The 26,036-nt window shown below is 71.5% G+C and carries 24 protein-coding genes; 12 read left to right on the top strand and 12 right to left on the bottom strand.

Going from position 1 to position 26,036, the window contains the following annotated elements; genetic code table 11:
* The first annotated feature begins 236 nt into the window (after window positions 1–236).
* Complete coding sequence (locus tag AC3AOF_RS26070) at window positions 237–1,016, top strand: DUF1499 domain-containing protein (RefSeq protein ID WP_236988137.1); 780 nt, start codon at window positions 237–239, stop codon at window positions 1,014–1,016.
* 356 nt (window positions 1,017–1,372) lie between these two features.
* Here AC3AOF_RS26070 and AC3AOF_RS26065 read toward each other — a convergent pair whose 3' ends face one another.
* Entirely contained in the window at window positions 1,373–2,299 is a 927-nt protein-coding gene (locus tag AC3AOF_RS26065; protein WP_488346902.1) for an MBL fold metallo-hydrolase, read from the bottom strand.
* 356 nt (window positions 2,300–2,655) lie between these two features.
* Window positions 2,656–3,645, bottom strand: coding sequence for a DUF2865 domain-containing protein (locus AC3AOF_RS26060; protein ID WP_488346901.1), 990 nt, complete (start codon window positions 3,643–3,645; stop codon window positions 2,656–2,658).
* A 257-nt stretch (window positions 3,646–3,902) separates the two neighbouring features.
* On the opposite strand from AC3AOF_RS26060, the gene AC3AOF_RS26055 reads away from it, so the two are divergent.
* From AC3AOF_RS26055 to trxA (AC3AOF_RS26040), 4 genes are all read left to right on the top strand, one after another.
* The gene (locus AC3AOF_RS26055) at window positions 3,903–4,256 is read left to right on the top strand and encodes a CsbD family protein (RefSeq protein WP_488346900.1); all 354 of its coding nucleotides are present in this window, start codon (window positions 3,903–3,905) and stop codon (window positions 4,254–4,256) included.
* A 166-nt stretch (window positions 4,257–4,422) separates the two neighbouring features.
* Complete coding sequence (gene addA / locus AC3AOF_RS26050) at window positions 4,423–7,878, top strand: double-strand break repair helicase AddA (RefSeq protein ID WP_488346899.1); 3,456 nt, start codon at window positions 4,423–4,425, stop codon at window positions 7,876–7,878.
* A 142-nt stretch (window positions 7,879–8,020) separates the two neighbouring features.
* Window positions 8,021–8,341, top strand: a complete 321-nt coding sequence (gene trxA / locus AC3AOF_RS26045) for a thioredoxin (RefSeq protein ID WP_236988142.1) — start codon at window positions 8,021–8,023, stop codon at window positions 8,339–8,341.
* Between the two features lie 225 nt (window positions 8,342–8,566).
* On the top strand, window positions 8,567–8,887 hold the full coding sequence (trxA, locus tag AC3AOF_RS26040; RefSeq protein ID WP_236992650.1) for a thioredoxin: 321 nt from the start codon (window positions 8,567–8,569) through the stop codon (window positions 8,885–8,887).
* 110 nt (window positions 8,888–8,997) lie between these two features.
* On the opposite strand, the gene AC3AOF_RS26035 is transcribed toward trxA (AC3AOF_RS26040), so the two are convergent.
* Window positions 8,998–9,363 carry a hypothetical protein gene (locus AC3AOF_RS26035; RefSeq protein WP_236988143.1) on the bottom strand — a complete coding sequence of 122 codons (366 nt, stop codon included), beginning with the start codon at window positions 9,361–9,363 and terminating at the stop codon, window positions 8,998–9,000.
* 131 nt (window positions 9,364–9,494) lie between these two features.
* Window positions 9,495–9,821: a hypothetical protein gene (locus tag AC3AOF_RS26030; protein ID WP_236988144.1), complete on the bottom strand. Its 327-nt coding sequence runs from the start codon at window positions 9,819–9,821 to the stop codon at window positions 9,495–9,497.
* A gap of 150 nt (window positions 9,822–9,971) precedes the next feature.
* Here AC3AOF_RS26030 and AC3AOF_RS26025 point away from each other — a divergent pair, with 150 nt between their 5' ends.
* Complete coding sequence (locus AC3AOF_RS26025; protein ID WP_488346898.1) at window positions 9,972–10,595, top strand: glutathione S-transferase family protein; 624 nt, start codon at window positions 9,972–9,974, stop codon at window positions 10,593–10,595.
* Window positions 10,596–10,646: 51 nt separating this feature from the next.
* On the opposite strand, the gene AC3AOF_RS26020 is transcribed toward AC3AOF_RS26025, so the two are convergent.
* From AC3AOF_RS26020 to AC3AOF_RS26010, 3 genes are all read right to left on the bottom strand, one after another.
* Window positions 10,647–11,498, bottom strand: a complete 852-nt coding sequence (locus tag AC3AOF_RS26020) for a tetratricopeptide repeat protein (RefSeq protein WP_203154310.1) — start codon at window positions 11,496–11,498, stop codon at window positions 10,647–10,649.
* Window positions 11,485–13,218 (bottom strand): dihydroxy-acid dehydratase, encoded by a 1,734-nt coding sequence (ilvD, locus tag AC3AOF_RS26015; protein ID WP_488346897.1) that lies wholly within the window; start codon window positions 13,216–13,218, stop codon window positions 11,485–11,487. The genes AC3AOF_RS26020 and ilvD overlap by 14 nt, the downstream gene beginning before the upstream one ends.
* A 569-nt stretch (window positions 13,219–13,787) precedes the next feature.
* Window positions 13,788–14,948 carry a zinc-binding metallopeptidase family protein gene (locus AC3AOF_RS26010; protein WP_236988147.1) on the bottom strand — a complete coding sequence of 387 codons (1,161 nt, stop codon included), beginning with the start codon at window positions 14,946–14,948 and terminating at the stop codon, window positions 13,788–13,790.
* A 324-nt stretch (window positions 14,949–15,272) separates the two neighbouring features.
* Here AC3AOF_RS26010 and AC3AOF_RS26005 point away from each other — a divergent pair, with 324 nt between their 5' ends.
* The 3 genes from AC3AOF_RS26005 (at window position 15,273) to AC3AOF_RS25995 (ending at window position 22,114) form a co-directional block, all read left to right on the top strand.
* Complete coding sequence (locus AC3AOF_RS26005; RefSeq protein ID WP_488346896.1) at window positions 15,273–18,524, top strand: transglutaminase family protein; 3,252 nt, start codon at window positions 15,273–15,275, stop codon at window positions 18,522–18,524.
* Window positions 18,521–21,091, top strand: coding sequence for a circularly permuted type 2 ATP-grasp protein (locus tag AC3AOF_RS26000; protein WP_488346895.1), 2,571 nt, complete (start codon window positions 18,521–18,523; stop codon window positions 21,089–21,091). Before AC3AOF_RS26005 ends, AC3AOF_RS26000 begins: the two co-directional genes overlap by 4 nt.
* Window positions 21,092–21,220: 129 nt before the next feature.
* Window positions 21,221–22,114, top strand: coding sequence for a transglutaminase family protein (locus tag AC3AOF_RS25995; protein WP_236988150.1), 894 nt, complete (start codon window positions 21,221–21,223; stop codon window positions 22,112–22,114).
* A 124-nt stretch (window positions 22,115–22,238) separates the two neighbouring features.
* Here the strand turns inward: AC3AOF_RS25995 and AC3AOF_RS25990 are convergent, their stop codons facing one another.
* Window positions 22,239–22,487: a hypothetical protein gene (locus AC3AOF_RS25990; RefSeq protein WP_236988151.1), complete on the bottom strand. Its 249-nt coding sequence runs from the start codon at window positions 22,485–22,487 to the stop codon at window positions 22,239–22,241.
* Window positions 22,488–22,512: 25 nt separating this feature from the next.
* On the opposite strand from AC3AOF_RS25990, the gene AC3AOF_RS25985 reads away from it, so the two are divergent.
* Window positions 22,513–22,773, top strand: coding sequence for a hypothetical protein (locus AC3AOF_RS25985; protein ID WP_236988152.1), 261 nt, complete (start codon window positions 22,513–22,515; stop codon window positions 22,771–22,773).
* On the opposite strand, the gene AC3AOF_RS25980 is transcribed toward AC3AOF_RS25985, so the two are convergent.
* The 3 genes from AC3AOF_RS25980 to AC3AOF_RS25970 form a co-directional block, all read right to left on the bottom strand.
* The gene (locus AC3AOF_RS25980) at window positions 22,751–23,008 is read right to left on the bottom strand and encodes a DUF6894 family protein (protein ID WP_236988153.1); all 258 of its coding nucleotides are present in this window, start codon (window positions 23,006–23,008) and stop codon (window positions 22,751–22,753) included. The genes AC3AOF_RS25985 and AC3AOF_RS25980 overlap by 23 nt on opposite strands.
* Window positions 23,008–23,247, bottom strand: a complete 240-nt coding sequence (locus AC3AOF_RS25975) for a helix-turn-helix domain-containing protein (protein ID WP_488346894.1) — start codon at window positions 23,245–23,247, stop codon at window positions 23,008–23,010. Before AC3AOF_RS25975 ends, AC3AOF_RS25980 begins: the two co-directional genes overlap by 1 nt.
* An 88-nt stretch (window positions 23,248–23,335) precedes the next feature.
* Complete coding sequence (locus tag AC3AOF_RS25970) at window positions 23,336–23,722, bottom strand: Crp/Fnr family transcriptional regulator (RefSeq protein ID WP_488346893.1); 387 nt, start codon at window positions 23,720–23,722, stop codon at window positions 23,336–23,338.
* 311 nt (window positions 23,723–24,033) lie between these two features.
* Here AC3AOF_RS25970 and AC3AOF_RS25965 point away from each other — a divergent pair, with 311 nt between their 5' ends.
* Window positions 24,034–24,399 (top strand): response regulator, encoded by a 366-nt coding sequence (locus tag AC3AOF_RS25965; RefSeq protein WP_488346892.1) that lies wholly within the window; start codon window positions 24,034–24,036, stop codon window positions 24,397–24,399.
* Window positions 24,396–25,166 carry a Crp/Fnr family transcriptional regulator gene (locus tag AC3AOF_RS25960; protein ID WP_236988155.1) on the top strand — a complete coding sequence of 257 codons (771 nt, stop codon included), beginning with the start codon at window positions 24,396–24,398 and terminating at the stop codon, window positions 25,164–25,166. Before AC3AOF_RS25965 ends, AC3AOF_RS25960 begins: the two co-directional genes overlap by 4 nt.
* Here the strand turns inward: AC3AOF_RS25960 and xth are convergent, their stop codons facing one another.
* The gene (xth, locus tag AC3AOF_RS25955; protein WP_236992652.1) at window positions 25,167–25,958 is read right to left on the bottom strand and encodes an exodeoxyribonuclease III; all 792 of its coding nucleotides are present in this window, start codon (window positions 25,956–25,958) and stop codon (window positions 25,167–25,169) included.
* Between the last annotated feature and the right edge of the window lie 78 nt (window positions 25,959–26,036).

The raw sequence follows: 26,036 nt of genomic DNA, 5'->3' as shown, positions 1-26,036 counted from the left end.
CGAACCTTGGAATCGGCGTCGAACAACGTGACGCCGTCTAGAGCAAGTCGCGGCCTTTGGGAAACGGCGCGAAAAGCGCGGGAGCCCTGCGCCGGGCACGGCGGCGATTCGCCGGTTCACCGCGGCGGGCGCCCGGTAGCGCCGGCGGTCGCGGGGCGATACACCGGGGCTTCAAGGCCGCCCGTTCCGGCGCGGTCCTCGCCCCGCCGGATCATGCAGCCGAGTCGTCCTTCTTCATGCGCCGCCTGATCGTCGAGGAACCCGTCACCCGGGCGGCGCCCTGGGCGTTGCGCCTCGCCTGGCTCTCCCTCGCGGTGGTCGGCCTGTCGCTGCTCCTCGTGCGCGACCCGCGGGCGCAGACCGAGGCGGCGCTGGCGGCCCTCGGCTCCGGGGTGGGGCTCGCGCTCCTGGCGGTCCTGCTCGCCCTGGCGGCCTTCGTGCGGATCTGGCGCGAGGGCGCGCGCGGCCTCGGCATCGCGGTGGGCGGCCTCCTGCTCGCCGTCGTGGTCCTGGCCTATCCGGCCTACATGGTGGCCCGCGGCGCGATGCTGCCGCCGCTCACCGACGTCTCGACCGACATCGAGACCCCGCCGGCCTTCTCGCGCTCCCGCGCCGCCTGGGAGGCGCGGGGCTGGCGCCTGCCGCGCGATTCCAGCCCCGCCGCCCGCGCGCTCCAGCGCGAGGCCTATCCGCAGATCGCCCCGATCACCCTCGATCTCGGCCCCGACGAGGCCTTCGCGCTGGCCATGAAGGCGGCGCAGAACCGCAAGTGGCAGGTGGTCGAATCCTACAAGCCCGGCGGCCGGGTGGGCAACGGCCGCATCGAGGCGGTGGTGCGCTCGCGCCTGCTCGGGCTGCCCTACGACGTCACGGTCCGCCTGCACCCGCGGGCCGACGGCACTCGCATCGACGTGCGCTCCGCGACCCGCTTCGGGGATCGGGATTTCGGGCAGAATGCGGATCACATCCGGGCGTACTTGGATGAAATCGGGAATCTGGCGCTAGCGGTGAAGTAGGCGGGCGCTTTGTCGAGGTTGCTTGACTGATACGAAATCCGGAAGATGACTTCCGGATTTCGTATCATCAGCCCGCGCGGCGCCTGAGCGAAGCCGCTTTCCGCATCGCGAAGCGATCAATCGGAAAGCGTATGAGTGAACATAAAATCCCACCCACAACCTCATCCTGAGGTGCTGGCGATCAAAGATCGCATTCGACCTCAGGGAGCCTCGAAGAAGGGCTCCAGAAGTCTCGGAGCTCTCTGGAGGCCTCCTTCAAGGTCAGTCCATCTCTGATCGACTGACACTCAGGATGAGGTTGCGGACGGGATCGCGATGGTCGAACGCATGCGCAGGGAACGGGCCGAGCCGACGTCTCATCCCGGCCGATACTCCGAATCCAACGTCGGTACCCCCTCCGTCACCACCCGCCCGCGCTCCACCAGCTCCTCCAGATGGGCGAAGACCGAGAGCGCCGCCGCAGGGCGCAACTTGGGATCGAGGCCGGAATAGAGCGCGGCGACGAGGCCCGGGATGGTGCGCTCGCCGGCGGCCAGCCGCTCGACGATGCCGGTCTCGCGGGCGCGGCGGTGGCTCAGCAGCCCGCGCACGAAGCGCTGCGGCTCCCGCACCGGGCCGCCATGGCCGGGCCAGTAGATGCTTTCCGACCGGCCGCGCAGTTTGTCGAGGGAGGCCATGTAGGCCCCCATCGAGCCGTCCGGCGGCGCCACGATGCTGGTCGACCAGGCCATGACGTGGTCGCCCGAGAACAGCGTCTCCTCCTCGGGGAACGAGAAGGCGAGGTGGTTCATGGTGTGGCCGGGGGTGGCGAGCGCCGTCAGGGTCCAGCCCGGCCCCGAAACGCTCTCGCCGTCGGCCAGCTCGCGGTCCGGCCGGTGGTCGGCATCGCCCGCCGCGTCGAGCCGTCCCTGCTCCGCGCCGCGCACGGCACGCGCCGGCCGGTGCGGGCCGCAGCCGAGGATCGGGGCGCCGGTCGCGGCGGCGAGCGGCCGGGCGCCGGGCGAGTGGTCGCGATGGGTGTGGGTGACGAGGATCGCCTCGACCGTCTCAGGCCCGAGGGCGGCGAGGAGGGCCGCCCGGTGCTCCGGATGGTCCGGGCCGGGATCGATCACCGCCACGCGGCCGTGACCGACGATGTAGGTGCAGGTGCCGCTCTGGGTGAAGGGCCCGGAATTCGGGCAGACCAGCCGCCGGACCAGCGGCGACACCGCTTCGACCCGGCCGCTCACCGGCGCTTCGCGCAGGAAGGAGGGCGCCGCCTCGGGCGCCTCGGACTCGCTCATCGGACGGGCTCCCGCGGCGTTGACGACGGGTCCGGGTTAGCCGGCGCGCTGCCCCCTGTCGAGGGGCCGGTCCGGGCGCCTCCCCCCGACGTCAGCCGGCCATCCACGCCCAGCACAGGAGGCCTGCGAAGAACAGGCCGGAACTCACGAAAACGGCCGCGACTTCGCGGAACGACGACAGACGATTCTCGAGCGCGGGCGACATGGCGGACGACGATGCGGGAGGGAGCCGGGCGGAGGCCTCGGCGGGAATGAGTTTCGTCACGAGCCCCTGTGAATCGCAAGCGCCGCGAGGGCGTCCTGCCCCGGAAGACGGTCCCTGTCTCCGGCCCGCAACAGAATCCCGCGGGCGCCGATCAGCGGAACGGGGAGGGCACCACGATCCGGATCGGGCCGGCGGTCGCGTCGCTGACGACGTCGGTAAAGCCGAGATTGCCGGAGGCGTAGCGGAGGCGGCCGAACCCGCCGGTCTTCTCCTCGGCGAGCGAGCGGCGGAACTCCGCCCGCGCCCGCTCCAGGCGGCTCACGTCGAGGGTGCGGTCGAGGTCGCGCCGCTCGGCGCGGGAGAGCATTCCGGCGCGGCGGAAATCGACGAAGCGGGCTTCCCCGCGCCGGTCGCGCCCCGCGAAGACCTGACCTCCCGTCCCGCCGGCCACCGCGTCGCCGGGCCGGAGGGTCGCGTCCTGCAGGAGCAGCCGGGCATAGCCGCCCGGGCCCGGGCTGCACGTGCAGTTCTGAACCCGCCGGCTGCGATAGGCGAAGGCGGCGGCGAGGCTGCGATAGGGCTTGCCCGTGCGGCTGACGGCCTGGTCCAGTTCCTCGCCGGCCCGCACCGTGTAGAGGGCGGTCTCCGCCCCCGGGCAGGCTGCGGCGCAGGCCTGTTCCTGCGCCGGCGCCGCGGTTCGTCCGTCGAGGTTGGCGAGCGGAAACAGGTAGCCGTCGCAGGTACGCACGCAGACGGTGCGGGCATGGTTGCCGGCGCCGGTGTGGTGGCTCGCGGCGGCGTCATCGGCCCGGCGCAGGGAGGCGGATTGCGCGACCGCGGCCCGCGGCCGCGGCGCCGGGTCGGTCCAGCGCGGCCGCTCGACCGTCGCCTTGGCCGGCCGGCTCGTCCAGCGCACCCGCCGCTCGCCCAAGGAGGCCTCCGGCCGCGGCGCCCGCGCCGGCAGGCCGAGGCTGCGCGGCACGTCGCCGAGCAGGAAATCGAGCACGCCGGCATCGTCCGCCGCGTGCACCAGGGTGGTACCGGCGCCCACGCCCCCGATGCCGAGGAGCGCGCCGAGGGCCAGCGTGCGGACGAGGGCACGCGTCCGGGCGCCGCCGGACGGAGTCGAGGGGAAGTTCACGGGATGCCTCACCGAAGGTTAAGGCCAATTAACGATTCGCCCGGGACTCGCGCAACTGCGGAAAAGCGCTGAGATAACAATTTCATGACTCGACGCCGGCGGCGGGGTGATTCGGCTTGCCGCCGCCTCGGGCGGGAGCCCTGCGCCCGGCGATTCAAGAGGGTGAGCGCCGGTCCGCGCCACCGTTTGGCGCCTTGATGCGTTGAGGATGGGAGCGGCGGCCCTGCGCGGACCGCCGACAGTCAAGGAGACTCGCGATGGATTCCGACCGGATCATCGGCGCCGGCAAGGAGCTCGGCGGCAAGGTGCAGCAGCGCTTCGGCGAGTGGACGGGCGATGCCGGCACCCAGGCGCAAGGCCTCGCCGACCAGGCGGCGGGGGCGGCCCGCAACGTCTACGGCCAGGCCAAGGACGGGGTGAGGGACGCGGTGCGCGGCCTTGCGGATTCCGCGCCGGACTATGCCGACCAGGCCCGCGACACCGGGCGCCATTATTACCGACGCGCCGACCGGGCGGTGGCCCGCCAGATCGGCGACCACCACCTCGCCGCCCTGCTGGTGGCGGGCGGGATCGGCTACGTCTTCGGCTGGCTGCTCCACAACCGCCACTGAGCACCGCTCCCTCGGGATCGGTGACGCTCGCTTGCGTCGCCGATCCTGTGCCCCCGCCGCCACGCCGCGCGAAATCCCTGTGCAGCACCCCCCGATCCCGCTTGAGGCAACGCCCTGTTGAGTGCGACCGCGGCAGGATGGCCATCTGGCCTCGGCGGGAGTGCGGATGGGTATCGAGGGGTTCGTCGTCGACGGGCTGACGCAGGATGCGCAACGGCGGGCCGCGGATCCGCGGACCTCGGCCTGGGTGTCGGCCAATGCCGGGGCGGGCAAGACCAAGGTGCTCACCGACCGGGTGGTGCGCCTGCTGCTGCACGGCGCGGCCCCGGCCAAGATCCTCTGCCTCACCTTCACCAAGGCCGCCGCCGCCAACATGGCGATCCGGGTGTTCGAGCGCCTCGGCCGCTGGGTCACCCTCGACGAGGCGACCTTGCGCGCAGAGCTGACCGCGCTGGAGGGCGAGGCGCCGGACGGCGCGACCCTGCGCCGCGCGCGGCGCCTGTTCGCCCGGGCGGTCGAGACGCCGGGCGGTCTCAAGATCGAGACCCTGCACGCTTTGTGCGAGCGCCTGCTGCACCTCGTGCCGTTCGAGGCCAACGTGCCGGCCCGCTTCGTGGTGCTGGACGAGGCCCAGACCCGCGAGGCGATCGACCGCACCATCGACAACGTGCTGGCCGACGCGGTCGATACCCGCCATCCCGGCCTTGCGGCGGCTTTGAGCCTCGTCGCCCCCGAGGCGGCGGGCGAGGCCCTGCGCCGGGCGATGACGGCGGCGGTGCAGAATCGCGGCCTGATCGGCCACCCGGACGGGCTGCCGGCGCGCCTCGCCGCCTTGCGCGGCGCGCTGGGGCTTGCCCCCGACGAGACGCTAGCAGTGATCGAGGCGCGGATGCTCGACGGCGGGCCCGACCTCGCCGGGCTGATCGCGGCCCTGCGCACCGGCAAGGCCAACGACGAGAAGCGCGCCGACGCCCTGGCGCTCGCTCTCTCCGCCACCGGCCCGGCCCGGCTGACGCTGACCCTCGCCGCGTTCTTCAAGGACGAGGGCGAGGGCGACGCTTACGCGGCCTCGTCGCTCGGCACCAAGTCGGTCGCGGCCGACGCCAAGGAGGCGTTGCTCGCCGAGCAGGCCCGGCTCGCCGCTTTGCGCGACCGCCTCAAGGCCGCCCGGGCCTTTGCCCGCACCGAGGCCCTGTTCACGCTCGCCGCCGAGATCCACCGCCGGATGGAGGCGCAGAAGGCGCGCCTCGGCGCCCTCGATTTCGACGACCTGATCCACAAGACCCTCGACCTGCTGACCCGGGTCGATTCGGCCTGGGTGCTGTACAAGCTCGACCGCGGCGTCGACCACGTGCTGATCGACGAGGCGCAGGACACCAACCCGCAGCAATGGGAGATCCTGCGCCGGATCACCGAGGATTTCTGCGCCGGAGAGGGGGCCCGCGAGGCGGGCAACGGGCTCGCCCGCACCCGCTTCGCGGTCGGCGATCCGAAGCAGTCGATCTACAGCTTTCAAGGAGCCGCGCCGGAGGAATTCGAGATCACGCGGCGGGCCTGGCGCAAGGACTCGGAAGGGGCCGGGCTGCCCTTCGCCGATGTCGGCCTGACCCTGTCGTTCCGCTCGGCGATCGGCGTCTTGCAGGCGGTCGACGCGACTTTCGCGTTGGCGGATCACTATCGCGGCCTGTCCTTCGGCGACGCGGCCATCGGCACCGTGCATTCCACCGCCCGGGTGCGGGCGCCGGGCCAGATCGAGCTGTGGCCGGTCGAGCGGCCGAGCGCCGAGGAGGAGCCCGACGCCTGGACCCATCCGGTCGATGCGATCGAGGCCGGCGCGCCGGCGCTCGTCACCGCCCGCCGGGTTGCCAGGGCGGTGCGGCTCTGGACCACCTCGGGCGACGAATCCGGCCGGGTCTGGCGGCCCGGCGAGGTGCTGATCCTGGTGCGCAAGCGCTCGGCCGCCTTCGAGGGCGTGATCCGGGCGCTCAAGGCCGAGGGCGTGCCGGTGGCCGGCCAGGACCGCCTCGACATCGCCGCCCATATCGCGGTCCTCGATCTCGTCGCCGCCGGCCGCGCCGCACTGCTGCCGCAGGACGACCTGACGCTGGCGACCGCGTTGAAGACGCCGCTCGTCGGCCTCACCGACGACGACCTCGTCGGCATCGCGGCCGGGCGCGATCCGGCCGAGTCCCTCGTCGCGGCGTTGCGCCGCCGGGTCGAGGCCGGAGACCCGGCCGCCATTCGCGGCGTCTCCGCCCTCGACGGCTGGGCGGCGCTTGCCCGCGAGCACGGGCCGTTCGGCTTCTATGCCGAGCTGCTCGGGCCGCTGGGCGGCCGGGCGCTGCTGGTCCAGCGTCTCGGCGGCGAGGCGGGGGATGCCATCGACGTCTTCCTCACCGCCGCCGCCCAGGCCGAGGCCGGCCCGGACGCGCCCTCGCTCACCGGGTTCCTCGCCCGCTACGCTCCGAGCGGCGGGCGCGACGCCGGCGGCCACACGGTGAAGCGCGACCTCGATTCCGCCCGCGACGAGGTGCGGGTGATGACGGTGCACGGCGCCAAGGGCCTGGAGGCACCGTTGGTCCTGGTGCTCGACGGCTGCGATGCGCTGGGCCGCGATCCGCCGCTCATCCCGATGCGTCTCAAGGACGGCAGCACCGTGCCGGTCTGGTCGAGCGCCAAGGCGCATGACAGCCCGGCGATCACCCGCGCCCGCGACGCGCTCCATGCCAAGGCCGGGGAGGAGCACAACCGGCTGCTCTACGTCGCGATGACCCGGGCCAAGGACCGGCTGGTCATCGCGCCGTATTCCGGCAACGACAAGGAGACGCCGGCCGAGGCCTGGTGCGAGATGATCCGCCGCGGCCTGGTGCACCGGCTCGGCGGCGTCGAGGCGGCGGAGATGCCCTACGGCCCGGCGGAGAGTTGGCGCGAGGGCGCCGCCCTGCCGGAGGCGGCACCTAAGCCCGAGGGGGTCGAGGAGCCCGCCCTGGTGCCGGATTGGCTGCATCGCGCGGTGAGGCCGGAGGCCGAGCCGCTGCCGCCGCTGCGCCCCTCAGGGTTGGGCGCCGCCGACGAGCCGCGCCGCTCGGACGCCCGCTCCAGCGATCCGGCGGCCCGCCGTCGCGGCGTGCTGGTCCATGCCCTCTTGGAGCACCTGCCCGGTCTCGCGCCCGAGCGCCGGCCGGCGGCGGCCGCGGCCTTCGTCGCCGCCCGTGCCCCGGGTCTCGATTCGGACAAGCGCGGGACAATCGCCGCGGAAGCCCTGCGCCTTCTCGACGATCCCGACCTCGCGGTGCTGTTCGGGCCCGCGGCCCGGGCCGAGGTGACGCTTGCCGGCAGCATCGATGTCGGGGGAGCCTCGCGCCCGGTGCATGGCCGGGTCGACCGCATCGCCGTGACGGGGGAGGCGGTCTGGCTCGTCGACTTCAAGACCGGCCGCCCCCCGGCGGACGGCGCGCCGACGCCGCGGGGCCAGGCGGCTCAGGTCGCGCTCTATGCGCGCCTGCTCGCGACGATCTATCCGGGCCGGGCCCTGCACCCGCTCCTCGTTTGGACCGCCGGCCCGGTCGTGCGCCGCCTGACGCCGGAGGAATGCGACGCCGCCTTGGACACGCTGGCGTGACCGAAGGTGCGCCACCGCACGATCGGAGCGGGGACGGCTTGGCCGTCACGCTTGATCGGACCCGAAGCGGTTCTTAACTTCCCTCCCACGCGGGCCGGTCCGCGCCGTCGGCCGGCTTCATGACGAAAAGGATTTTCAAGCGATGGCAACCGTGAAGGTGACCGACGCGAGCTTCGAGCAGGACGTGCTGCAATCGGCCGAGCCCGTGGTCGTCGATTTCTGGGCGGAGTGGTGCGGCCCGTGCCGCGCGATCGGCCCGGCGCTCGAGGAAATTTCCAGCGAGATGAACGGCCGGGTCAAGATCGCCAAGGTCAATGTCGACGAGAATCCCGGCATCTCGGCCAAGTACGGCATCCGCTCGATCCCGACCCTGATGATCTTCAAGGGCGGCGAACTCGCCGATCAGGTCGTCGGCGCCAAGCCCAAGGGTGAGCTGTCGCGCTGGATTCAGGCCAAGGCCTGAGCGGCGCGGCCGCCGAACGACGAGGAGCCCGGCCGAGAGGCCGGGCTTTTTCGTATCCAAGGCCCGTCGTCGTCATGCATTGCCGACACGATGCAATTCCGACCCTGATCGGGAGCCCTGGAAAGTCGATATTGGTGTAAAATTAACGTACGCATGTCGATCATTCGCTCTCGGGCTGGTCTGGGACGCTCATCCGCCACCCTTGAGAGTGAGGAAGACGTGACGATGACGATCATGGCCGTGAGCGACGACAGCTTCGAGCAGGACGTGCTGCAGGCGGCAGAGCCGGTCGTAGTGGATTTCTGGGCCGAGTGGTGCGGACCCTGTCGGATGCTCCATCCGATTCTGGAGGATGTTTCGGTCAAGATGTCGGGAAGGGTAAGGATCGTCAAAATCAACATCGATCAAAACCCGTCGGTGCCGATGAGATACAATGTACGTGCGGTTCCGGCCTTGTTGCTTTTCAGGAACGGCAACGTCGTTGCGAGCAAGGTTGGACTGCTGCCGGCCAGCAAACTGATCGAATGGATCACGAGCAACAGCTGAATTTTTGCTGGACTGCGACGAACCGATGAAGGCGTCGTCCTCGCGCTCGCCGGCCGAGGGAAGGGGGCGGACTGCGCCGGCCCGACCGGGTGCTGGTGACGGTTGGTGCCTCACCCCCGCCGCAGCAAGGGCCGCGCGCTCCCCGGACCATAGGCTACCCAGATCGCCTCGCAGGCCGCCTGCCGGTCGCGCCGCAGCCGGGTGTCGAGGTCGTCGAGGGCTGCCTGGAGACGGACCGAGCGCGTCTTCTGGAAGAAGTCGGCGTGGTTGAGGCGCGTCTGCGACGAGAAGGCCCGGAAATGGTCGGCATCGATCCGGACGCCGTCGCATTTCCGGCTGGCGAGGTCGGCCTCGATGCCGGACAGCAGCACCGGGTCCTGCGGCGTCGCCTGTTCCCGATGCGGCTGGGCCGTGAAGCCGAAGGCGATCCAGGACGCCACGGCGAGAGCGGATCCGAGGGAGGAGCGCAGAATCATGGATGGGCTCGCGATGCGTCGATGACGAATCTGCGCCGAGAACGAGCGAGGACCATCCCTGTTCCTGCGCGCGCGGCCCGACATGTGCGCGGGCGCACGCCCGTAACGAGGGTCCGCGCCTCCGCTCGCTTTCATGCCGGGTCGCGGTCGATCCAGGCCGGGTCCATCGCCGCGACATCCTCCGCCGGGGCGACCCCGTCGAAGGGCGCCGCTGCCGGGGTCTCGCCGCGGATCAGGCTCTCGGCCTCGTCGTGGTCGACCTCGCGCATCTGCTCGGCCAGCAGCGCGAGGTAGCTCGCCGCCGCGGCCGTGCCGAACAATTCGGCGAACCGCGCATGGGCGACCGCCGTCATCGTCTCGACCAAGGCCTCGGGCGGGCTGCCGGCCTCGACGGCGTTGTCGAACACCGCCCGCCAGGCGCGGGACAGGCGCTCACGTAAGTCGAACGTATCGTCCACGGGTCGGCCTCTTTCGGGCCGGGAAAGGCCGGCCCTGATTATGGGCGTGCGGACCGGCGGTTTCCAGGCGGGGGAGGGGGTTCCCACCGGCCGGTCGGGTGCGATATCCGCCGCGGCGGTCGCTGCGCGGCCGCAAGGGAGAAAGACGCGATGAAACTCTACGGCACCAGCCTGTCGCCCTTCGTCCGCAAGGTCCTCGTCGTCCTCGCCGAGAAGGGCGTCGAGGTCCAGCACGTGCCGCTGCGCTTCCACGATCCCGATCCGCGCTTCCGGGCGGCGAGCCCGTTCGGCAAGATTCCGGCCCTGGAGGACGAGGACTTCCGGCTCGCCGATTCCTCGGCGATCATCCATTACCTGGAGCGCCAATATCCGGAGCCGGCCCTGCTGCCGCGCGGGGCGCGCGATCTCGGCCGGGCGATCTGGCTCGACGAGCTCGGCGATACCGAGCTGTTCCCGGTGCTGATCAAGCCCTTCGTCCAGCGGGTGTTGCGGCCCAAGATGATGAACCAGCCCTGCGACGAGGCGGTGGTCGCCAAGTGCATGACCGAGGATCTGCCGCGGCTGTTCGATTATCTCGAAGGGGTGATCGACGGGCCGTATCTGGTCGGCGGCGCCTTCGGTCTGGCCGACATCTCGGTCGCGACGACGTTCCACAACCTGCATCTGGCCGGCGAGGCGGTCGATGCGGGGCGCTGGCCGCAGCTGGCGTCCTACGTCAAGGGCATCCTGGAGCGCCCTTCGTTCCAGACGGCGATCGCGGCCCGGCAAGGCTGAACGAGGACGGCTAAGAAAGGGAGGGAGAGGGGGCTTTCCGCGTCCCCTCTCTCAGCGTCCCTTGGCGCTGCGGCGGTAGAAGCCGTCGACCTGGGCCTGGGCCTCGGCCCGGTCCCGCTCGTTGGCCGCCGCCATCGCCTGCTCCTGCAGGGTGACGATCCACTGGTCCTTCGGCCCCTCCGCCGCGTCGCGGGCGAGCGTCAGCCACGCGAGGCCGCGGGCGCGCTGCACCGTGACGCCCTGGCCGTTGATCAGGAGCTGTCCGAGCAGCGCCTGCGCCGCCGGATGCCCCTTCTCGGCGGCGAGGTTGAACCAGCGCGCCGCCTGGCGCGGGTCCTGGCCCACGCCGGTCCCGTCGAGGTAGAGCCGGGCGAGGTTGTACTGCGCGTTCGGGTCCCCGTAATAGGTCGCCGCGTAGTTGAACATGTCGTAGGCCCGCTCGACATTCGCGCGGACGTAGGAGCCCTTGATCCCGTCGAGGAAATAGCGGCCGAGCGCCGTGAAGGCGCTCGCCACCACGCCGGCATTCGGCGCCTCCGGGCCCTCGTCGGCGTTCTCGTCGGCGATCTTCGAGAAGAACTCGAACGCCTTGAGGTCGTCGTGCGGGACCCCGTCGCCCTCCGCATACATGCGGCCGAGCTTCCACAGGGCCAGGGCGTGGCCCTGGCCGGCGGCGTATTCGAGGGCGCGCGCCGCGCCCTCCTTGTCGCCGGCATTGTAGTCGCGCATGCCCGTCCGCATCGCCTCGCGGGCGTTCCGGTAGCCCGTCGCGGCGGGCACCGGGGTCCGCACCGCGGCGTCGAGCGCCGCGGCGGGACCGGCCCCGGCCATGGTCAGGCCGAGGAGCGCGAGGAGGAACCGGCGACCCGCCCGCTTGGGCAGGCCGGCCTCAGATATCCGCATAGGAGAGCGTCTCCTGGGCCCCGCCCGGATGCGTCACCGCGCCGGTCACCGCCGGGCCGACGGTCTGCGCGTATTTCCACAGGTAGCCCGAGGTCGAATCGTTGGCCCGCGGCTGCCAGGCCGCGCGGCGCCGGGCCAGCTCGTCGTCCGAGAGGTCGACCGAGAGCGTGCCCTGGATCGCGTCGATGCGGATCATGTCCCCATCCTGCAGGAGGCCGATCGGGCCGCCCACCGCGGCTTCGGGCCCGACATGGCCGATGCAGAACCCGCGGGTGGCGCCGGAGAAGCGCCCGTCGGTGATGAGCGCGACCTTGTCGCCCATGCCCTGGCCGTAGAGGGCGGCGGTGGTCGCCAGCATCTCGCGCATGCCGGGGCCGCCGCGCGGGCCCTCGTAGCGGATCACCAGGACCTCGCCCTCCTTGTAGCTGCGGTTCTTCACCGCCTCGAAGCAGAGTTCCTCGTTGTCGAAGACCCGGGCCGGGCCGGCGAAGGTCTGCTTCTCCGGCGGCATGCCGGCGACCTTCACGATCGCGCCTTCCGGCGCCAGGTTGCCCTTGAGGCCGACCACGCCGCCGGTCGCGGTGATCGGCTGGCTGGAGGGACGGACCACGTCCTGCTGCGCGTTCCAGGCCACCTTGGCGAGGTTCTCGGCGATGGTGCGGCCGGTGACGGTGAGGCAGTCGCCGTGCAGGAAGCCGCCGTCGAGCAGCGTCTTCATCAGCAGCGGGATGCCGCCGACCTCGAACAGGTCCTTGGCGACGTAGCGCCCGCCGGGCTTCAGGTCGGCGATGTAGGGCGTGCGCTTGAAGATCTCGGCGACGTCGAACAGGTTGAACTCGATGCCGCACTCGTGCGCGATCGCCGGGAGGTGGAGCGCCGCATTGGTCGAGCCGCCCGACGCCGCCACCACGGTCGCGGCGTTCTCGAGCGCCTTGCGGGTAACGATGTCGCGCGGGCGGATGTTCTTGGCGAGCAGCTCCATCACCATCTCGCCGGCGGTGGCGCAGAACCGGTCGCGGATCTCGTAAGGAGCGGGCGCGCCGGCCGAGTAGGGGAGCGCCAGGCCGATCGCCTCGGAGACGGTCGCCATGGTGTTGGCGGTGAACTGCGCGCCGCAGGCGCCGGCCGACGGGCAGGCGACCTGCTCCAGCTCCTCGAGGTCGTCGTCGCTCATCGCGCCGACCGAGTGCTTGCCGACCGCCTCGAACAGGTCCTGGATGGTGACCGGCTGGCCCCGGAAGGTGCCGGGCAGGATCGAGCCGCCATAGATGAAGACGGAGGGCACGTTGAGGCGCACCATCGCCATCATCATGCCGGGCAGGGACTTGTCGCAGCCGGCAAGCCCCACCAGCGCGTCGTAGGCGTGGCCGCGCATGGTGAGCTCGACCGAATCGGCGATCACCTCGCGGGACGGCAGCGAGGCGCGCATGCCGCGATGCCCCATGGCGATGCCGTCGGTGACCGTGATGGTGCAGAATTCCCGCGGCGTGCCGCCGGCCGCCGCCACGCCCTTCTTCACGGCCTGGGCCTGGCGCATCAGCGAGATGTTGCAGGGCGCCGCCTCGTTCCAGCAGGACGCCACGCCGATCAGCGGCTGGTGGATCTGCTCGCGGGTCAGACCCATGGCGTAGAGGTACGACCGGTGCGGCGCGCGCTCGGGACCCTCGGTCACGTAGCGGCTGGGCAGCTTCGATTTGTCGGTGGTGTGACGCGCGTCCATGGCCCTGTCCCGTACCCGTAGTTTCTTGAAAGGCCGGTTTTTCCCCGGTCCCGCTCCCTGCACCGCCCTGGGACGGCTCGCGCGAACGGACCCGTCGCCTCAGTCAATCCGCCAGCGCCGCCCGCGATCCCCGGGAGGCCCGGAACACCACGATAAATCACTGTAGGGACAGTCGTTTAACGTGGCCGTTGAGGTGCCGCCGGTTTATGGCGGGAACGCGGCGGTGCGGGGGGCGGTCTGGGGCAAAGCTGGGATGCTTTCGCGGTGTTGCGGCCTCGCCACAGCTAAGCTTGTGGAGAAGCTCTGACAGGCGAGGCGGTCGGTCGTCGGCATGGGGGGAGAGTGCCGGTTGTTTGTGCCCGGCGTGAGGCGCGAGCCGTGCGGGAATGTGGCTCGCGCGGGACGGTTTGGGGCAGCCATCCGATGATCGGCGCGATGCGTCGCATCGCTCCGGGAAAGCTGTTTTCCAGTAAAGCTTCCACCGCACAGGGTCATTCCGGGCTCCGCTTGCGCGGCCCCGGGATGACGAGGAGGGTATCAAGACGGTCGGTACGAACCTCGAGTCGTACTCACGCCGAGCGCGGCGCCGCCACCCGGTGCCGCAACCCCGCGATCACCGCCCGGAGCGTCCCGGCCTCGGTCTCCGCCGCGTCGGTGCGGGCGTAGATGCGGTCGTGCACGAAGGACAGCTTGCCGATCGTCGCCGGCGTCATCCGGAACGGGTACAGGTCGGGCTGGCCCATGCTGCGGTTGAGCGAGTTCATGGCGAAGGTCAGCGGCAGCCAGGCCTCGATCAGCCGGCCGAAATCCGGGCTGCGATAGGGGTCGAAATCCACTTTCGCGGCCAGCGTGATCGGCGCGTGGAGCGCCGGCCCGGCCTGGAGCTTGGGCTGCACCCGCACGCCGAACTGGCTCGCCGTCTCCAGCGTGTCGACGATGTGCATGTAGTGGGCCCAGGTCTCGGCAAAGTCCTCCCAGGGGTGGGAGGTGGCGTAGGCCGACACGAAGGTCTCCTGCCAGCCCTCGGCCGGGCCGTGGGCGTAGTGGCGCTGGAGCGCCGCGCCGTAATCGGCCCGCTCGTCGCCGAATGCCGTCCGGAACGCATCGAGGCAGGGATCGGCCCGCACCAGCACGTTCCAGAAGTAATGCCCGATCTCGTGGCGGAAGTGCCCGAGCAATGTGCGGTAATGCTCGCCGAACTGCGTGCGCCGCCGCTCGCGCTCGACGTCGTCGGCCTCCGCGATGTTGAGGGTGATGAGGCCGTTGTCGTGCCCGGTCAGCACCGGCGGGCCGGTGAGGTAGGATTCCGCCGGATCGACCAGGAAGTCGAAGGCGAGGCCGGTGGGGTCGTCGCGCCGGGAGGCGAGCGGCAGGCGCAGACGCAGCATGGCGTAGAACAGCCGGCGCTTGGCCGCCTCGACCTCGCGCCAGCGGGTCTTGTTCCAGGGAATCGACAGGTCCGGCACCACCCGGTTGTGCCGGCAGGCGAGGCAGTAGGTCTCGCCCGAGCCCGCGGGAACGAGCCAGTTGCAGCCGCCCGACTCACGGTTGGCGCAAGCGCGGTACTTCCGGCGCGGATCGGCGAGGCCGCGCCAGCGCGAGCCGGCCCGCAGCATCGCGGTCATGTCGGTCAGTTCGGGATCGTAGCCGAGGCGGCATTCGCAGCTCTCGCAGGAATCGGCCTCGAAATGGGCCGGCTGCGCGCAGGACTGGCACTGGAAGATCTTCATCGCGGCGTCCGGACGGGCCCCGCGGGATGCGGGGGTGGAAACCCGACGGGGCGAAACCTCAAGGAGCTATCCCGCCCGGAGGTTCCGTGGCGGACGGCACGGGACTTGCCTCAATTTTTTGCCCTGCCGCCTCAGGACCGGTTTCGCGATGACGTAGAGAGACGCGAGACCGGTGCCGAGACCGGTGCAAGGAAGCGTCCGTCACGCGATGCGGCGGCTGACGCGGGCCCTGCCACGGTGTAGAAGCCCAAGCTTGGAAGCCACGGAACGCGCGAACAGGCCGGCGGGCTCATCCCTCACGAGAGCAGAAGGTTCGGATTCGTCGTGTCGATCAAGGCCGCACTGCACCACGTCACGTCCTACACCTACGATCGGCCGATCTCCCTCGGCCCGCAGGTGATCCGCCTGCGGCCGGCGCCGCATACGCGCTCGCGGATCGAGAGCTATGCCCTCAAGGTCACGCCGGCCAACCACTTCGTGAACTGGCAGCAGGATCCCAACGGCAACTGGCTCGCCCGCCTCGTCTTCCCCGAGAAGACGACGCAGTTCCGGATCGAGGTCGACCTCGTCGCCGACATGTCGGTGATCAATCCGTTCGACTTCTTCGTCGAGGAGTATGCCCAGACCCGGCCCTTCGCCTATCCGGACGAATTGAAGGCCGAGCTCGGCCCCTATCTCGCCGTCGAGGAGGGCGGCCCGGAGATCGACGCCCTGATGGCGCGGCTGCCCGCCGAGCCCAACACCGTGCTGTTCCTGGTGGCGCTGAACGCGCTCGTGCGCGACTCGGTGCAGTACGTCGTGCGGATGGAGCCGGGGGTGCAGACCCCGGCCGAGACTCTCGTCAAGGGCAGCGGCTCGTGCCGCGATTCGGCCTGGCTGCTGGTGCAGGTGCTGCGCCGCCTCGGGATGGCCGCCCGCTTCGTCTCCGGCTACCTGCTCCAGCTCGTGCCCGACACCACCGCGGTCGACGGGCCGGCCGGTACCACCACCGACTTCACCGATCTCCACGCCTGGGCCGAGGTCTACGTGCCGGGCGCCGGCTGGATCGGGCTCGACGCGACCTCGGGGCTGCTCTGCGGCGAGGGCCACATCCCGCTCGCCGCGACCCCGCATTACCGCTCGGCGGCGCCGATCGCGGGCCTGGCCGACCACGCCGAGGTCACCTTCGACTTCGAGATGACCGTCACCCGCGTCGCCGAGGCGCCGCGGGTGACGAAGCCGTTCTCGGACGATGCGTGGAATGCCCTCGACGCGCTGGGCGAGCGCATCGACCGCGACCTCGCCGACCAGGACGTGCGCCTGACCATGGGCGGCGAGCCGACCTTCGTGTCGGTCGACGATTTCGAGGCGCCCGAGTGGAACGCCGCTGCGGTCGGGCCGACGAAGCGTGGCCTGGCCGACCAGCTGATCCGCCGCTTGCGCGACCGCTTCGGCCCCGGCGGCTTCCTGCATTACGGCCAGGGCAAGTGGTATCCGGGCGAGAGCCTGCCGCGCTGGGCCTTCGGCCTGTACTGGCGCAAGGACGGCGAGCCGGTCTGGCGCGACCCTGCGCTCATTGCCTCCGAGACGGGCAAGCGGGATGCCGGCATCGAGGAGGCAGAGGCGCTGATCCATGGCCTCGCCCGGCGGCTCGGTCTCGACGCATATATCCAGCCGGTCTTCGAGGACCCGGAATACTGGGACCGCAAGGTCGCCGACCTGCCGGTCAACGTCACGCCCCTCGACCCGAAGGTCGGCGACGAGGAATCGCAGCGGCGGATGGTCCGGGTCTATACCCGCGGGCTCGAGAACGCGGTCGGCTTCGTGCTGCCGCTCGCCAACGTGGCGGTCGGTGCCGACCGGCACTGGGTCTCGGAACTGTGGCAACTCAAGCGCGGGGCGATCTACCTCGCGCCGGGCGATTCCCCGGCGGGCTTCCGCCTGCCGCTCGCCTCGCTGCCCTACGTGCCGCCGGGTGAGTACCCGTATTACGTGCCGCAGGATCCGGTCGAGCAGCGCGGGCCGTTCCAGCCCGGCGCCGCCGCCGCGCCGCCGCGCAAGCCCGTCCCGGTCGGCGTGGCGGTGCGCACGGCACTCGCGGTCGAACCGCGCGACGGCGTGCTCTGCGTGTTCATGCCGCCGGTCGAGCGGGTGGACGAGTACCTGAACCTGATCTCCGTCCTGGAGGAGGCCGCCGCCGAGATCGGCCAGCCGCTCCACGTCGAGGGCTACGAGCCGCCCTACGATCCGCGCCTCTCGGTGATCAAGGTCACGCCCGATCCCGGCGTGATCGAGGTCAACGTCCAGCCGGCCAAGACCTGGCGCGAGGCGGTCGAGATCACCACCGGCCTCTACCACGATGCCCGCCAGACCCGGCTCGGCGCGCAGAAATTCATGACCGACGGGCGCCATACCGGGACGGGGGGCGGCAACCACGTCGTGCTCGGCGGCGCGACCCCGGCCGATTCGCCGTTCCTGCGCCGGCCCGACCTGCTCAAGAGCCTGGTGCTGTACTGGCAGCGCCACCCGTCCCTGTCCTACCTGTTCTCGGGCCTCTATGTCGGCCCGACCAGCCAGGCGCCGCGGATGGACGAGGCGCGCCACGACGGGCTCTACGAACTGGAGATCGCGCTCGCCCAGGTGCCGCCCCCGGGCGGGCCGGACGTGCCGCTCTGGCTCGTCGACCGTTTGTTCCGCAACATCCTCACCGACGTGACCGGCAACACCCACCGGTCCGAGATCTGCATCGACAAGCTCTACTCGCCCGACGGTCCGACCGGGCGGCTCGGCCTGCTGGAGTTCCGCTCCTTCGAGATGCCGCCCGAGGCGCGGATGAGCCTCGCCCAGCAGGTGCTCTTGCGCGCCCTCGTCGCCTGGCTGTGGCGCGAGCCGCAGGAAGGCAGCTTCGTGCGCTGGGGCACGACGCTCCACGACCGCTTCATGCTGCCCCACTTCCTGTGGGAGGATTTTTCCTCGGTGCTGGGCGACCTTACCCGCGCCGGCTACGCCTTCGATCCGGCCTGGTACGAGGCGCAAGCCGAGTTCCGCTTCCCGCGCTACGGCGAGGTCGAGCGCGGCGGGGTCAAGCTCGAGCTGCGCCAGGCCCTGGAGCCCTGGCACGTGCTGGGCGAGGAGGGCGCCATCGGCGGGACGGTGCGCTACGTCGATTCGTCGGTGGAGCGGCTGCAGGTCAAGGTGTCGGGCTACGTGCCGAGCCGGCACGTCGTGACCTGCAACGGCCGGCGCCTGCCGATGACCGATACCGGCCGCTCCGGCGAGGCGGTGGCGGGCCTGCGCTTCAAGGCCTGGCAGCCGGCCTCCTCCCTGCATCCGACGATCCCGGTCCACGCGCCGCTCACCTTCGACGTGCTCGACACCTGGAGCGGCCGGTCCCTCGGCGGCTGCGTCTACCACGTCGCCCATCCGGGCGGGCGCAACTACGAGACCTTCCCGGTCAACACCTACGAGGCGGAAGGCCGCCGCCTCGCCCGCTTCCAGGAGAACGGCCACACCCCGGGCCGGGTGAGCGCGCCGCCGGAGGAAATCCGGCGCGAGTTCCCCCTGACCCTCGACCTGCGCACGCTTGGCGGCCGATGAGCGAGGCGCTGGCGAAGGCGGGTCTCCCGGCGCCGGCTCCTCCGCAGAACGGGCCGGGCGGGGAGGCGCTGCGCGAGGACGGGACGCGGAAGGACGGGCCCGAGGAGCGGCTGGCACGCTGGACGGCGGGTTACGCCGCTCTGCCGGGCCTGCCCGATGAGCTGGTCGCCCCGGACGGGTCCCTGCGCCCGGCCTGGGAAAGGTTCCTGCGCCACCTCGCCGACCTGCCCGATTGCGAGATCGCCGCCCGCCTCGCCGCGGCCGGGCGGCATATCCACGAGACCGGCATCGCCTACCGGGCCTATGGCGAGGCGACCGAGCGCGATTGGCCGATCGGCGCCCTGCCGCTCCTGATCGAGGGGGTGGAGTGGCAGGCGATCGCCGCCGGGGTGGCGCAGCGCGCCGAGTTGCTGGAAGCGGTGCTGACCGACCTCTACGGCGACGGGGCGCTGGCCCGGGCGGGCCAGCTGCCGGCCGCCGCCGCTGCGGGCGATCCGGAATTCCTGCGTCCGCTCGTGGGCGTCGCGCCCCCGGGCGGGCGTCACCTGCATTTCTACGCCGCCGACCTCGCCCGTGGGCCCGACGGCGCCTGGCGGGTACTCGCGGACCGGACCCAGGCGCCGTCGGGGGCCGGCCACGCCCTCGAGAACCGCCTCGTCATGGCCCGGGCCCTGCCGGAGGTCTATGGCGCCCTCGACGTCGAGCGCGTCGCCTCGTTCTTCCAGGCGTTTCGCGACGGCCTCGCCGCGGCGGCGACCCGGGCCGAACCGCGCATCGGCCTGATGACCTCGGGCCCCTACAGCGATACCTACGTCGAACAGGCGGTGCTCGCCCGCTATCTCGGCTTCTCCCTCGTCGAGGGCGACGACCTCCTGGTGCGCGACGGGATGGTGTCGATCCGCACCGTCGCCGGCCTGAAGCGGGTCGACGTGCTGTGGCGGCGCATCGACGGCGACTTCGTCGATCCCCTCGAGCTGAACCCCGCCTCCCGCCTCGGCGCCCCCGGCCTGGTCGAGGCCCTGCGCGCCGGCGCCGTGGCGATGGGCAACATGCCGGGCACCGGCCTCGTCGAGAGCGCCTGGCTCGCCGCCTCCCTGCCGGCCCTGTGCGAGCGGCTGCTCGGCGAGAGGTTGCGCCTGCCCGGCCTGCCGACCTGGTGGTGCGGCGATCCCGAGCAGCGCGACGCCGTGATGGCGCGGTTCGACGACCTCGCTTTCCGGCCGGCGGCCGCGGCGGCGCAGGGTGCCTTCACCAGCCGGGCCTTCGGCGAGGGGCGCGACGCGGCCGAGACCGCGCGCCTGCGCGCCATCCTGCGCGACCGGCCCGGCGACCTCGTCGCCCACGAACCGGTGCGGCTCTCCACCGCCCCGGTCTGGGACGGCACCCGGCTGGTGCCCCGGCCCTTCGTGCTCCGGGTCTTCGCCGCCGCGACGCCGGAGGGCTGGCGGGTGATGCCCGGCGGCTTCTGCCGCATCTCCGAGACGCCGGACGTGCGCCCGGTGGCGATGGGCGCCGGGGTCCGCGCCGCCGACGTCTGGGTCCTGTCCTCCGATTCCACCGCCGCCCAGGCGAGCCTGCTGCCGCCGACCGACCGGGTCGCGGTGCGCCGGGTGCCCGGCCTGTTGCCGAGCCGAGCCGCCGACAACCTGTTCTGGCTCGGCCGTCACCTGGAGCGTACCGAGACGGTGATCCGCCTCACCGCCTGCCTGCTCGACGGGGCCGGCAGCATCTCGACGGCCGAGGAGGACCGCGCGACCTCGGCCCGCATCCGCGCCCTGCTCCATCGCTTGGGCGCCGTGCCGGCAGTCGAGGGGCCGGCGGTGCTTCTCGCCCACCACGCCCTGTCGGACGGGGCGCAATGGGGCTCCGGCCTCGCCCATGCCCTCTCGGCAAGGCGCAACGCCGCGTCGTTGCGCGAGCGCCTGTCCGGCGAGACCTGGCGCGCCCTCTCGGCCCTACACGCCGCCCTGGAGGCGCCGGCCGAGAGCCCGGATTCGGAGGCCGCCCTCCTCGACCGGGCCGAGCGCGCCCTCTCGCTCACGGCGGCGCTGGCCGGCCTCGCCCAGGAGAACATGAACCGGGCCGGTGGCTTCGCCTTCGTCGACATGGGCCGGCGGGTCGAGCGGGCGGTCAACGCCTGCCGCTTCGCCCTCGAATTCGGCGCGGCGGGGGCGAGCACCGACGATCTCGGCGTGCTGCTCGAACTCGTCGATTCGCGCATCTCCTACGGCGCCCGCTACATCCTCGGCGTGGCGCTCGCGCCGGTGCGCGACATGGTGCTGCTCGATCCCTACAATCCCCGCTCGCTGGCCTTCCAGGTCGCGTGCCTCGCCGAGCGCCTTGCGGTGCTGCCGTCCTTGCGCCAGGACGGGGTGGCGGAATTGCCGGTGCGGCTCGTCGCCGGCTTATCCGGCGAGATCGCCGCCGCGGAAGCCGCCACCCTGCCGCTCGACACCGTGGCGGCCTGGGAGACGCGGCTGTGGGAGATCGCCGAGGCGATCGGTGCGCGCTACTTTCCGGGCGGGTCGGACGCCGCGCGGCCCGAACCCCTCACCACCCTGGCGTGAGTCGAAGCCCCCTGGAGCGGCGTCCGATCGCGCGACACGCGGATGGCGCTCTAGGTCTTTGATTTTGCCGCATTTTCTTTCGACGAACCGGTATCCACTTCGTCGGACAAGGCTCTATCTCCCCCCACGATGCTCTACCGCCTTCGCCATCTCACGGCCTATGCCTACCGCAACCCGGTCGGCTTCGCCCGCTGCACCTTGCGCCTCGCGCCCGCGGCGGGGGATGGGCAGGCGCTCCTGTCGCACGAGGTGGTGGTCGAGCCCGCACCGCAGACCGCGACCGAGCGCACCGACTTCTTCGGCAACCGCGCGGTCTCGCTCATCGTCGAGACGCCGCACCGGGACTTCCGGATCGATGCGCATTCCCGCATCCGGGTCGAGCGGCCGCCATTGCCCGACCCCGCGGCGGGACCGGCCTGGGAGGAGGTGCGGGCGCAGGTGCTGACCTGGCCCGGCCTCGGGTCCGACGCGCCCCTGCATTTCGCGGCGCCGAGCCGGCGGGTGCCGCTCCTGCCCGAGATCACCGATTATGCGCGGGCGAGCTTTCCTCCCGGCGGCGGCGCCTATGCGGGCGCCTTCGACCTGATGCGCCGCATCCGGGCCGATTTCGCCTTCGATGCGGAGGCGACCGAGGTCGGCACGCCGCTCGCCGAGTCGTTTTCCGGGCGCCGCGGCGTGTGCCAGGATTTCTCCCACATCATGATCGCGGCCCTGCGCGGCCTCGGCCTGCCGGCGGCCTATGTCAGCGGATACCTGCGCACCCTGCCGCCGCCGGGCCAGCCCCGGCTGGAGGGCGCGGATGCGAGCCACGCCTGGGTCTCGGTCTGGTGCGGGGAGGGGTGGATCGGCCTCGATCCCACCAACGGCATCGGCGTGCAGGACGACCACATCGTCGTCGCCCGCGGCCGCGACTATGCCGACGTCGCGCCGGTCGCCGGCATCATCGCCGGATCGGGCGCGCAGAGCCTGCAGGTCGCGGTGGACGTGGTGCCGGAGGACGAAGAGGCGGGCGGGCCGGGCTGATGCGCTGAACTCGGGGAGACGAGTGGCCCGGCCCGCGGGTGCGACACCAGCCGAGTGCCGTCGTTCGGACGGGACAGGGCCGGCGTGGCGAGGGGCACACTGGGCCTGTTTCGGGGGGGCGTCCTCAACCTGGATCAATCTTCGGCGATTTCGGGGGGCGGGTAGAGATCGCTGACGTCATCGCGCTTGCCGAAGCGAGGGTTCGATAGCCGGTGCCGACGACGAGTGCGGCGGCGATCAGGGCGTGGGTGATCCCGGTCGTCTTGCGCCGTTCCCTGGTGAGGTCGGCCCGCTCCGCGGCAAGCATCCCGGTCAAGCGCACCTGCCGGACCCGTTCCGCGACGCAGCCATGCTGGGCCCGCACCAGAACCAAGCTAGCGGCGCCTCGTTGCCCCGGCATGGATCTCACGCTTCAGCCCGTGCGCGTCAGGACCGGAGGCGAGGCCGAGCACGGATTGCTCGTCTTCGTCGACGGCCATCTTGCGGCGGTGCTGGTGCGTCTCTCCGACGAGTACGGCGACGAGGCGGGCCTATGGTTCCTCGAGGCGGGCTTCGGCCGCCTGGCCTCGCCGCAGCCGATCACCTTCGCCGATCTCGACGCGGCGGAGGACTGGATCGCCCGGCGACTCGCCGACGTCATTTCCCGTCCTCCTCCGTGACGGTGTCGGAGAACGGCACGGTCATCACCGGGCGGCCGTCCTCGTCCGTCACCTCGAAGGAGCAGGCGAACCAGTCCCGCACCGCATGGAGCCGCACCCGGGTGATCAGGTCCCGGGCGACCATCAGCGCGTGGGCGCGCGCCGCCTCCGGCCCGGCCAACTCGTCCCCCTCCGGGTCCAACGCCAGGCCGTCGGACCCGGTACCGTGCCGCACGTGGAAGAAATAGCGCGGCATCAGGCGCCGTCGATCAGGCGGGCATACTCGGCTTCCGGCGTGCCGTAGCTGCCGTTCGTCAGCGCCAGGAGCTTGTCGCGGTCGAGCACCTGGATGCGCCGCCGCTTGGCCCGGATGCGGCCGGCGCCCTCCAGGTTCTGGATCGCCAGCGTGACCCCCGCCCGTTGCACCCCCAGCATCATCGACAGGAACTCGTGCGTGAGGACCAGTTCGTCGCCCTCCGTCCGGTCGTGGCACATCGGCAGCCAGCGCGCGAGGCGCCCCTCCAGGCTCGGCGACGCGTGGGCGTAGGCGGTCCGGGGTGATCTGGACGATCAGGGTATGGATTTAGCGCAGCAGCAGCCGGCGCAAGCGCGGACTGTCGCGCAGCGCGGCGCAGAAGGCCTCCCGGCCGATGCTCAACCCCTCGCCCGAGAGCTGGACGAAGTAGACATGCGGCGTGGTCACGCCGTCGAGCGCGACCGGTACCGCGCCGACCAGTCCTTCGGGGCCGACCAGGCCGATCTCGATCCGGCGCCCGTCATGCGCGGTCGAGACCGAGACCATGCCGGTCTCGAGGAAGAACAGCTCGTCCACCGGTGCGTCCGCGGCGATCACCACCTCGCGCAGCTGCCGCGTGATCGGCTCGAGATGCGGCGGCAGCCGCGCGAAATCCTCGGGCGCCATGGCCCGCAGGAGACGGTTGCGCAGGGTCGATTGCCGAGGTTGCGGCACGGCTCCCTCCTCGCGGATCGGCGGCTGGGACTTCTGTCCCAACGGGACGGCATGTCGTTGGTTCGCGCTCGGCTCGAATCGTTCAAAATATTTGGAAAATAATCGATAATTATAACAATTGTTATAGGGACTGTCATTTGGTACGAGTCGACATCGTTTTCGATTTATTACGTCAAATCGGGAACCGGCACCGCGTGATGTCATTGTACGATACAACACCGAACCGTGCGATCTCTTACGGGTGCGGCGACATGCGCCTATAATTCTTCGCAACGGCACGCATCCGCGGGCCGAAGACGGGAGAATCGCGTGTGCGCCAGGATGTTCGCCGTCCGACCGTCTTGCTGATCGAGGGAGAGCCGCTGGTCGGCGACGTGCCGGTGGAGGTCGGCTACCGGGTCGCCGGGCCGGTGGCGAGCCAGGCGGAGGCCCTGGCCTGGATGGCCGGCACCGCGCCCGACCTCGCCATTCTCGACCTCCCGCTCCGGAACGGCGACGGCAGCCGCCTCGCCGAGGTCTTGCGGGCGAGGGGCGTGCCGTTCCTGGTCCATGCCGACGACGCGTGCGGCGCCACGGCTTGCCCGGAGCTTCGCGCCGCGCCCCGATTGACCAAGCCGGCCTGGCACCGCGACCTCGTCCTGGTGCTCGGCCAGCTCGCCCGCGAGGCGCGATCATGACTTCGACATCGACGATGCCCCATCCCGCCAGCGTGTCGGGCCCGTGCGAGCCCCTGTTCCATCCCATCGTGCGCAAGCTCACGTCCTACGGGGGCCTCGACCACGCGGAGCAATCCGCGCTCGCGACCTTGAGCGCCGGCGGGCAGCGGGTGGACGGGCGCCTCGACCTCCTGGTCGAGGGAACCGTGCCCGACAACGCCGTGCTGATCCTGGAGGGGGTGGCCTGCCGCTACCGCCACCGCCCGAGCGGGGCGCGCCAGATCACCGCCTATCTCCTGCCCGGGGACCTCTGCGACCCCGATCTCATGTACCTGAGCCGGATGACCCACAGCGTCGGCACCCTCTGCCCCTGCCGGATCGCCCGCATCCCCCGGGAGGCGATGGCCGGTCTCACCGAGCGGCATCCCGGCATCGCCCGGGCCCTGCGCCATGCCAAGCTCGCCGAGGAGGAGACGACCCGCGAGTGGGTGATGAACATCGGCTGCCGCTCGGCGATCGAACGGGTGTCGCACCTCCTGTGCGAGTTGCACGAGCGGCTGCGCATCGTCGGCTGGGCGACGAAGGGCGGCTACGACTTGGCGCTGACGCAGCAGGATATCGCCGACACGACCGGCCTGTCGAACGTGCACGTCAACCGGGTGCTGCGGCAGTTGCGCCTGATGCGGCTGGTCGAGGTCGGCGGCAGGCGGGTCGACATCCTCGACCATCCCGGCTTGCAGGCCGTCGCCGAGTTCCAGCCCGGCTACCTGCGGCCGACCTCCGGCTGATCAGCCCAGATCCAGCTCCACCGTCACCGGCACATGGTCGGAGGGTTTTTCGAGGCCGCGCAGGTGTTTCTGCACCGAGGCCGAGACCAGGCGGTCGAGAGCCTGCGGCGAGAGCAGCAGGTGGTCGATCCGGATGCCCTGGTTGCGCGGCCAGCAGCCGGCCTGGTAGTCCCAGAAGCTGTAGACGCCCGGCCGCCCGTCGCAGGCGCGAAGCCCGTCGGTGAAGCCCTCGTTGACGAGGCTGCGGAACGCCGCCCGGGTCTGGGGCAGGAACAGCGCGTCGCTCACCCATTCCGCGGGGTTGGCCGCATCCTCGGGCTCGGGGATCACGTTGTAGTCGCCGGCGAGCACCAGCACCTCTTCCCGTGCCCGCAAGGCCACGGCATGGGCCTGGAGGCGGCGTAGGAAGGCGAGCTTGTAGTCGTATTTCGGCGTGCCGACGGGGTTGCCGTTCGGCAGGTAGATCGAGGCCACCCGCACCGGCACCGTCGGGGTCGGGATCAGCGCCTCGATGTAGCGCGCCTGCTCGTCGGTCGCGTCGCCCGGCAGGCCGCGGCGGATCTCCTGGAGCGGCAGCGGCCGGCGGGCCAAGAGCGCCACGCCGTTGAACGCCTTCTGGCCGTGGGTCGCCACCACGTAGCCGGCTTCCTCGATCTCGGTGCGGGGAAACGCGTCGTCGACGCATTTCAGCTCCTGGAGGCAGACCACGTCGGGTTGCGCCTCGGCCAGGAAGCCCAGGAGATGCGGCAGACGCTGCTTGACCGAGTTGACGTTCCAGGTGGTGATCCGCATCGCGTCCCGCGCCGCTCGCAACCAAGCTCTCGCCGAAGGCCCCGTCATCGGGGTTTCGCGCCGCCCTGGCAAGCCGCG

Source organism: Methylobacterium sp. 142-1Y (assembly GCF_057747795.1).
Note: the sequence above shows the minus strand (reverse complement) of the source record. Positions and strands in the feature narration are given on the sequence as shown.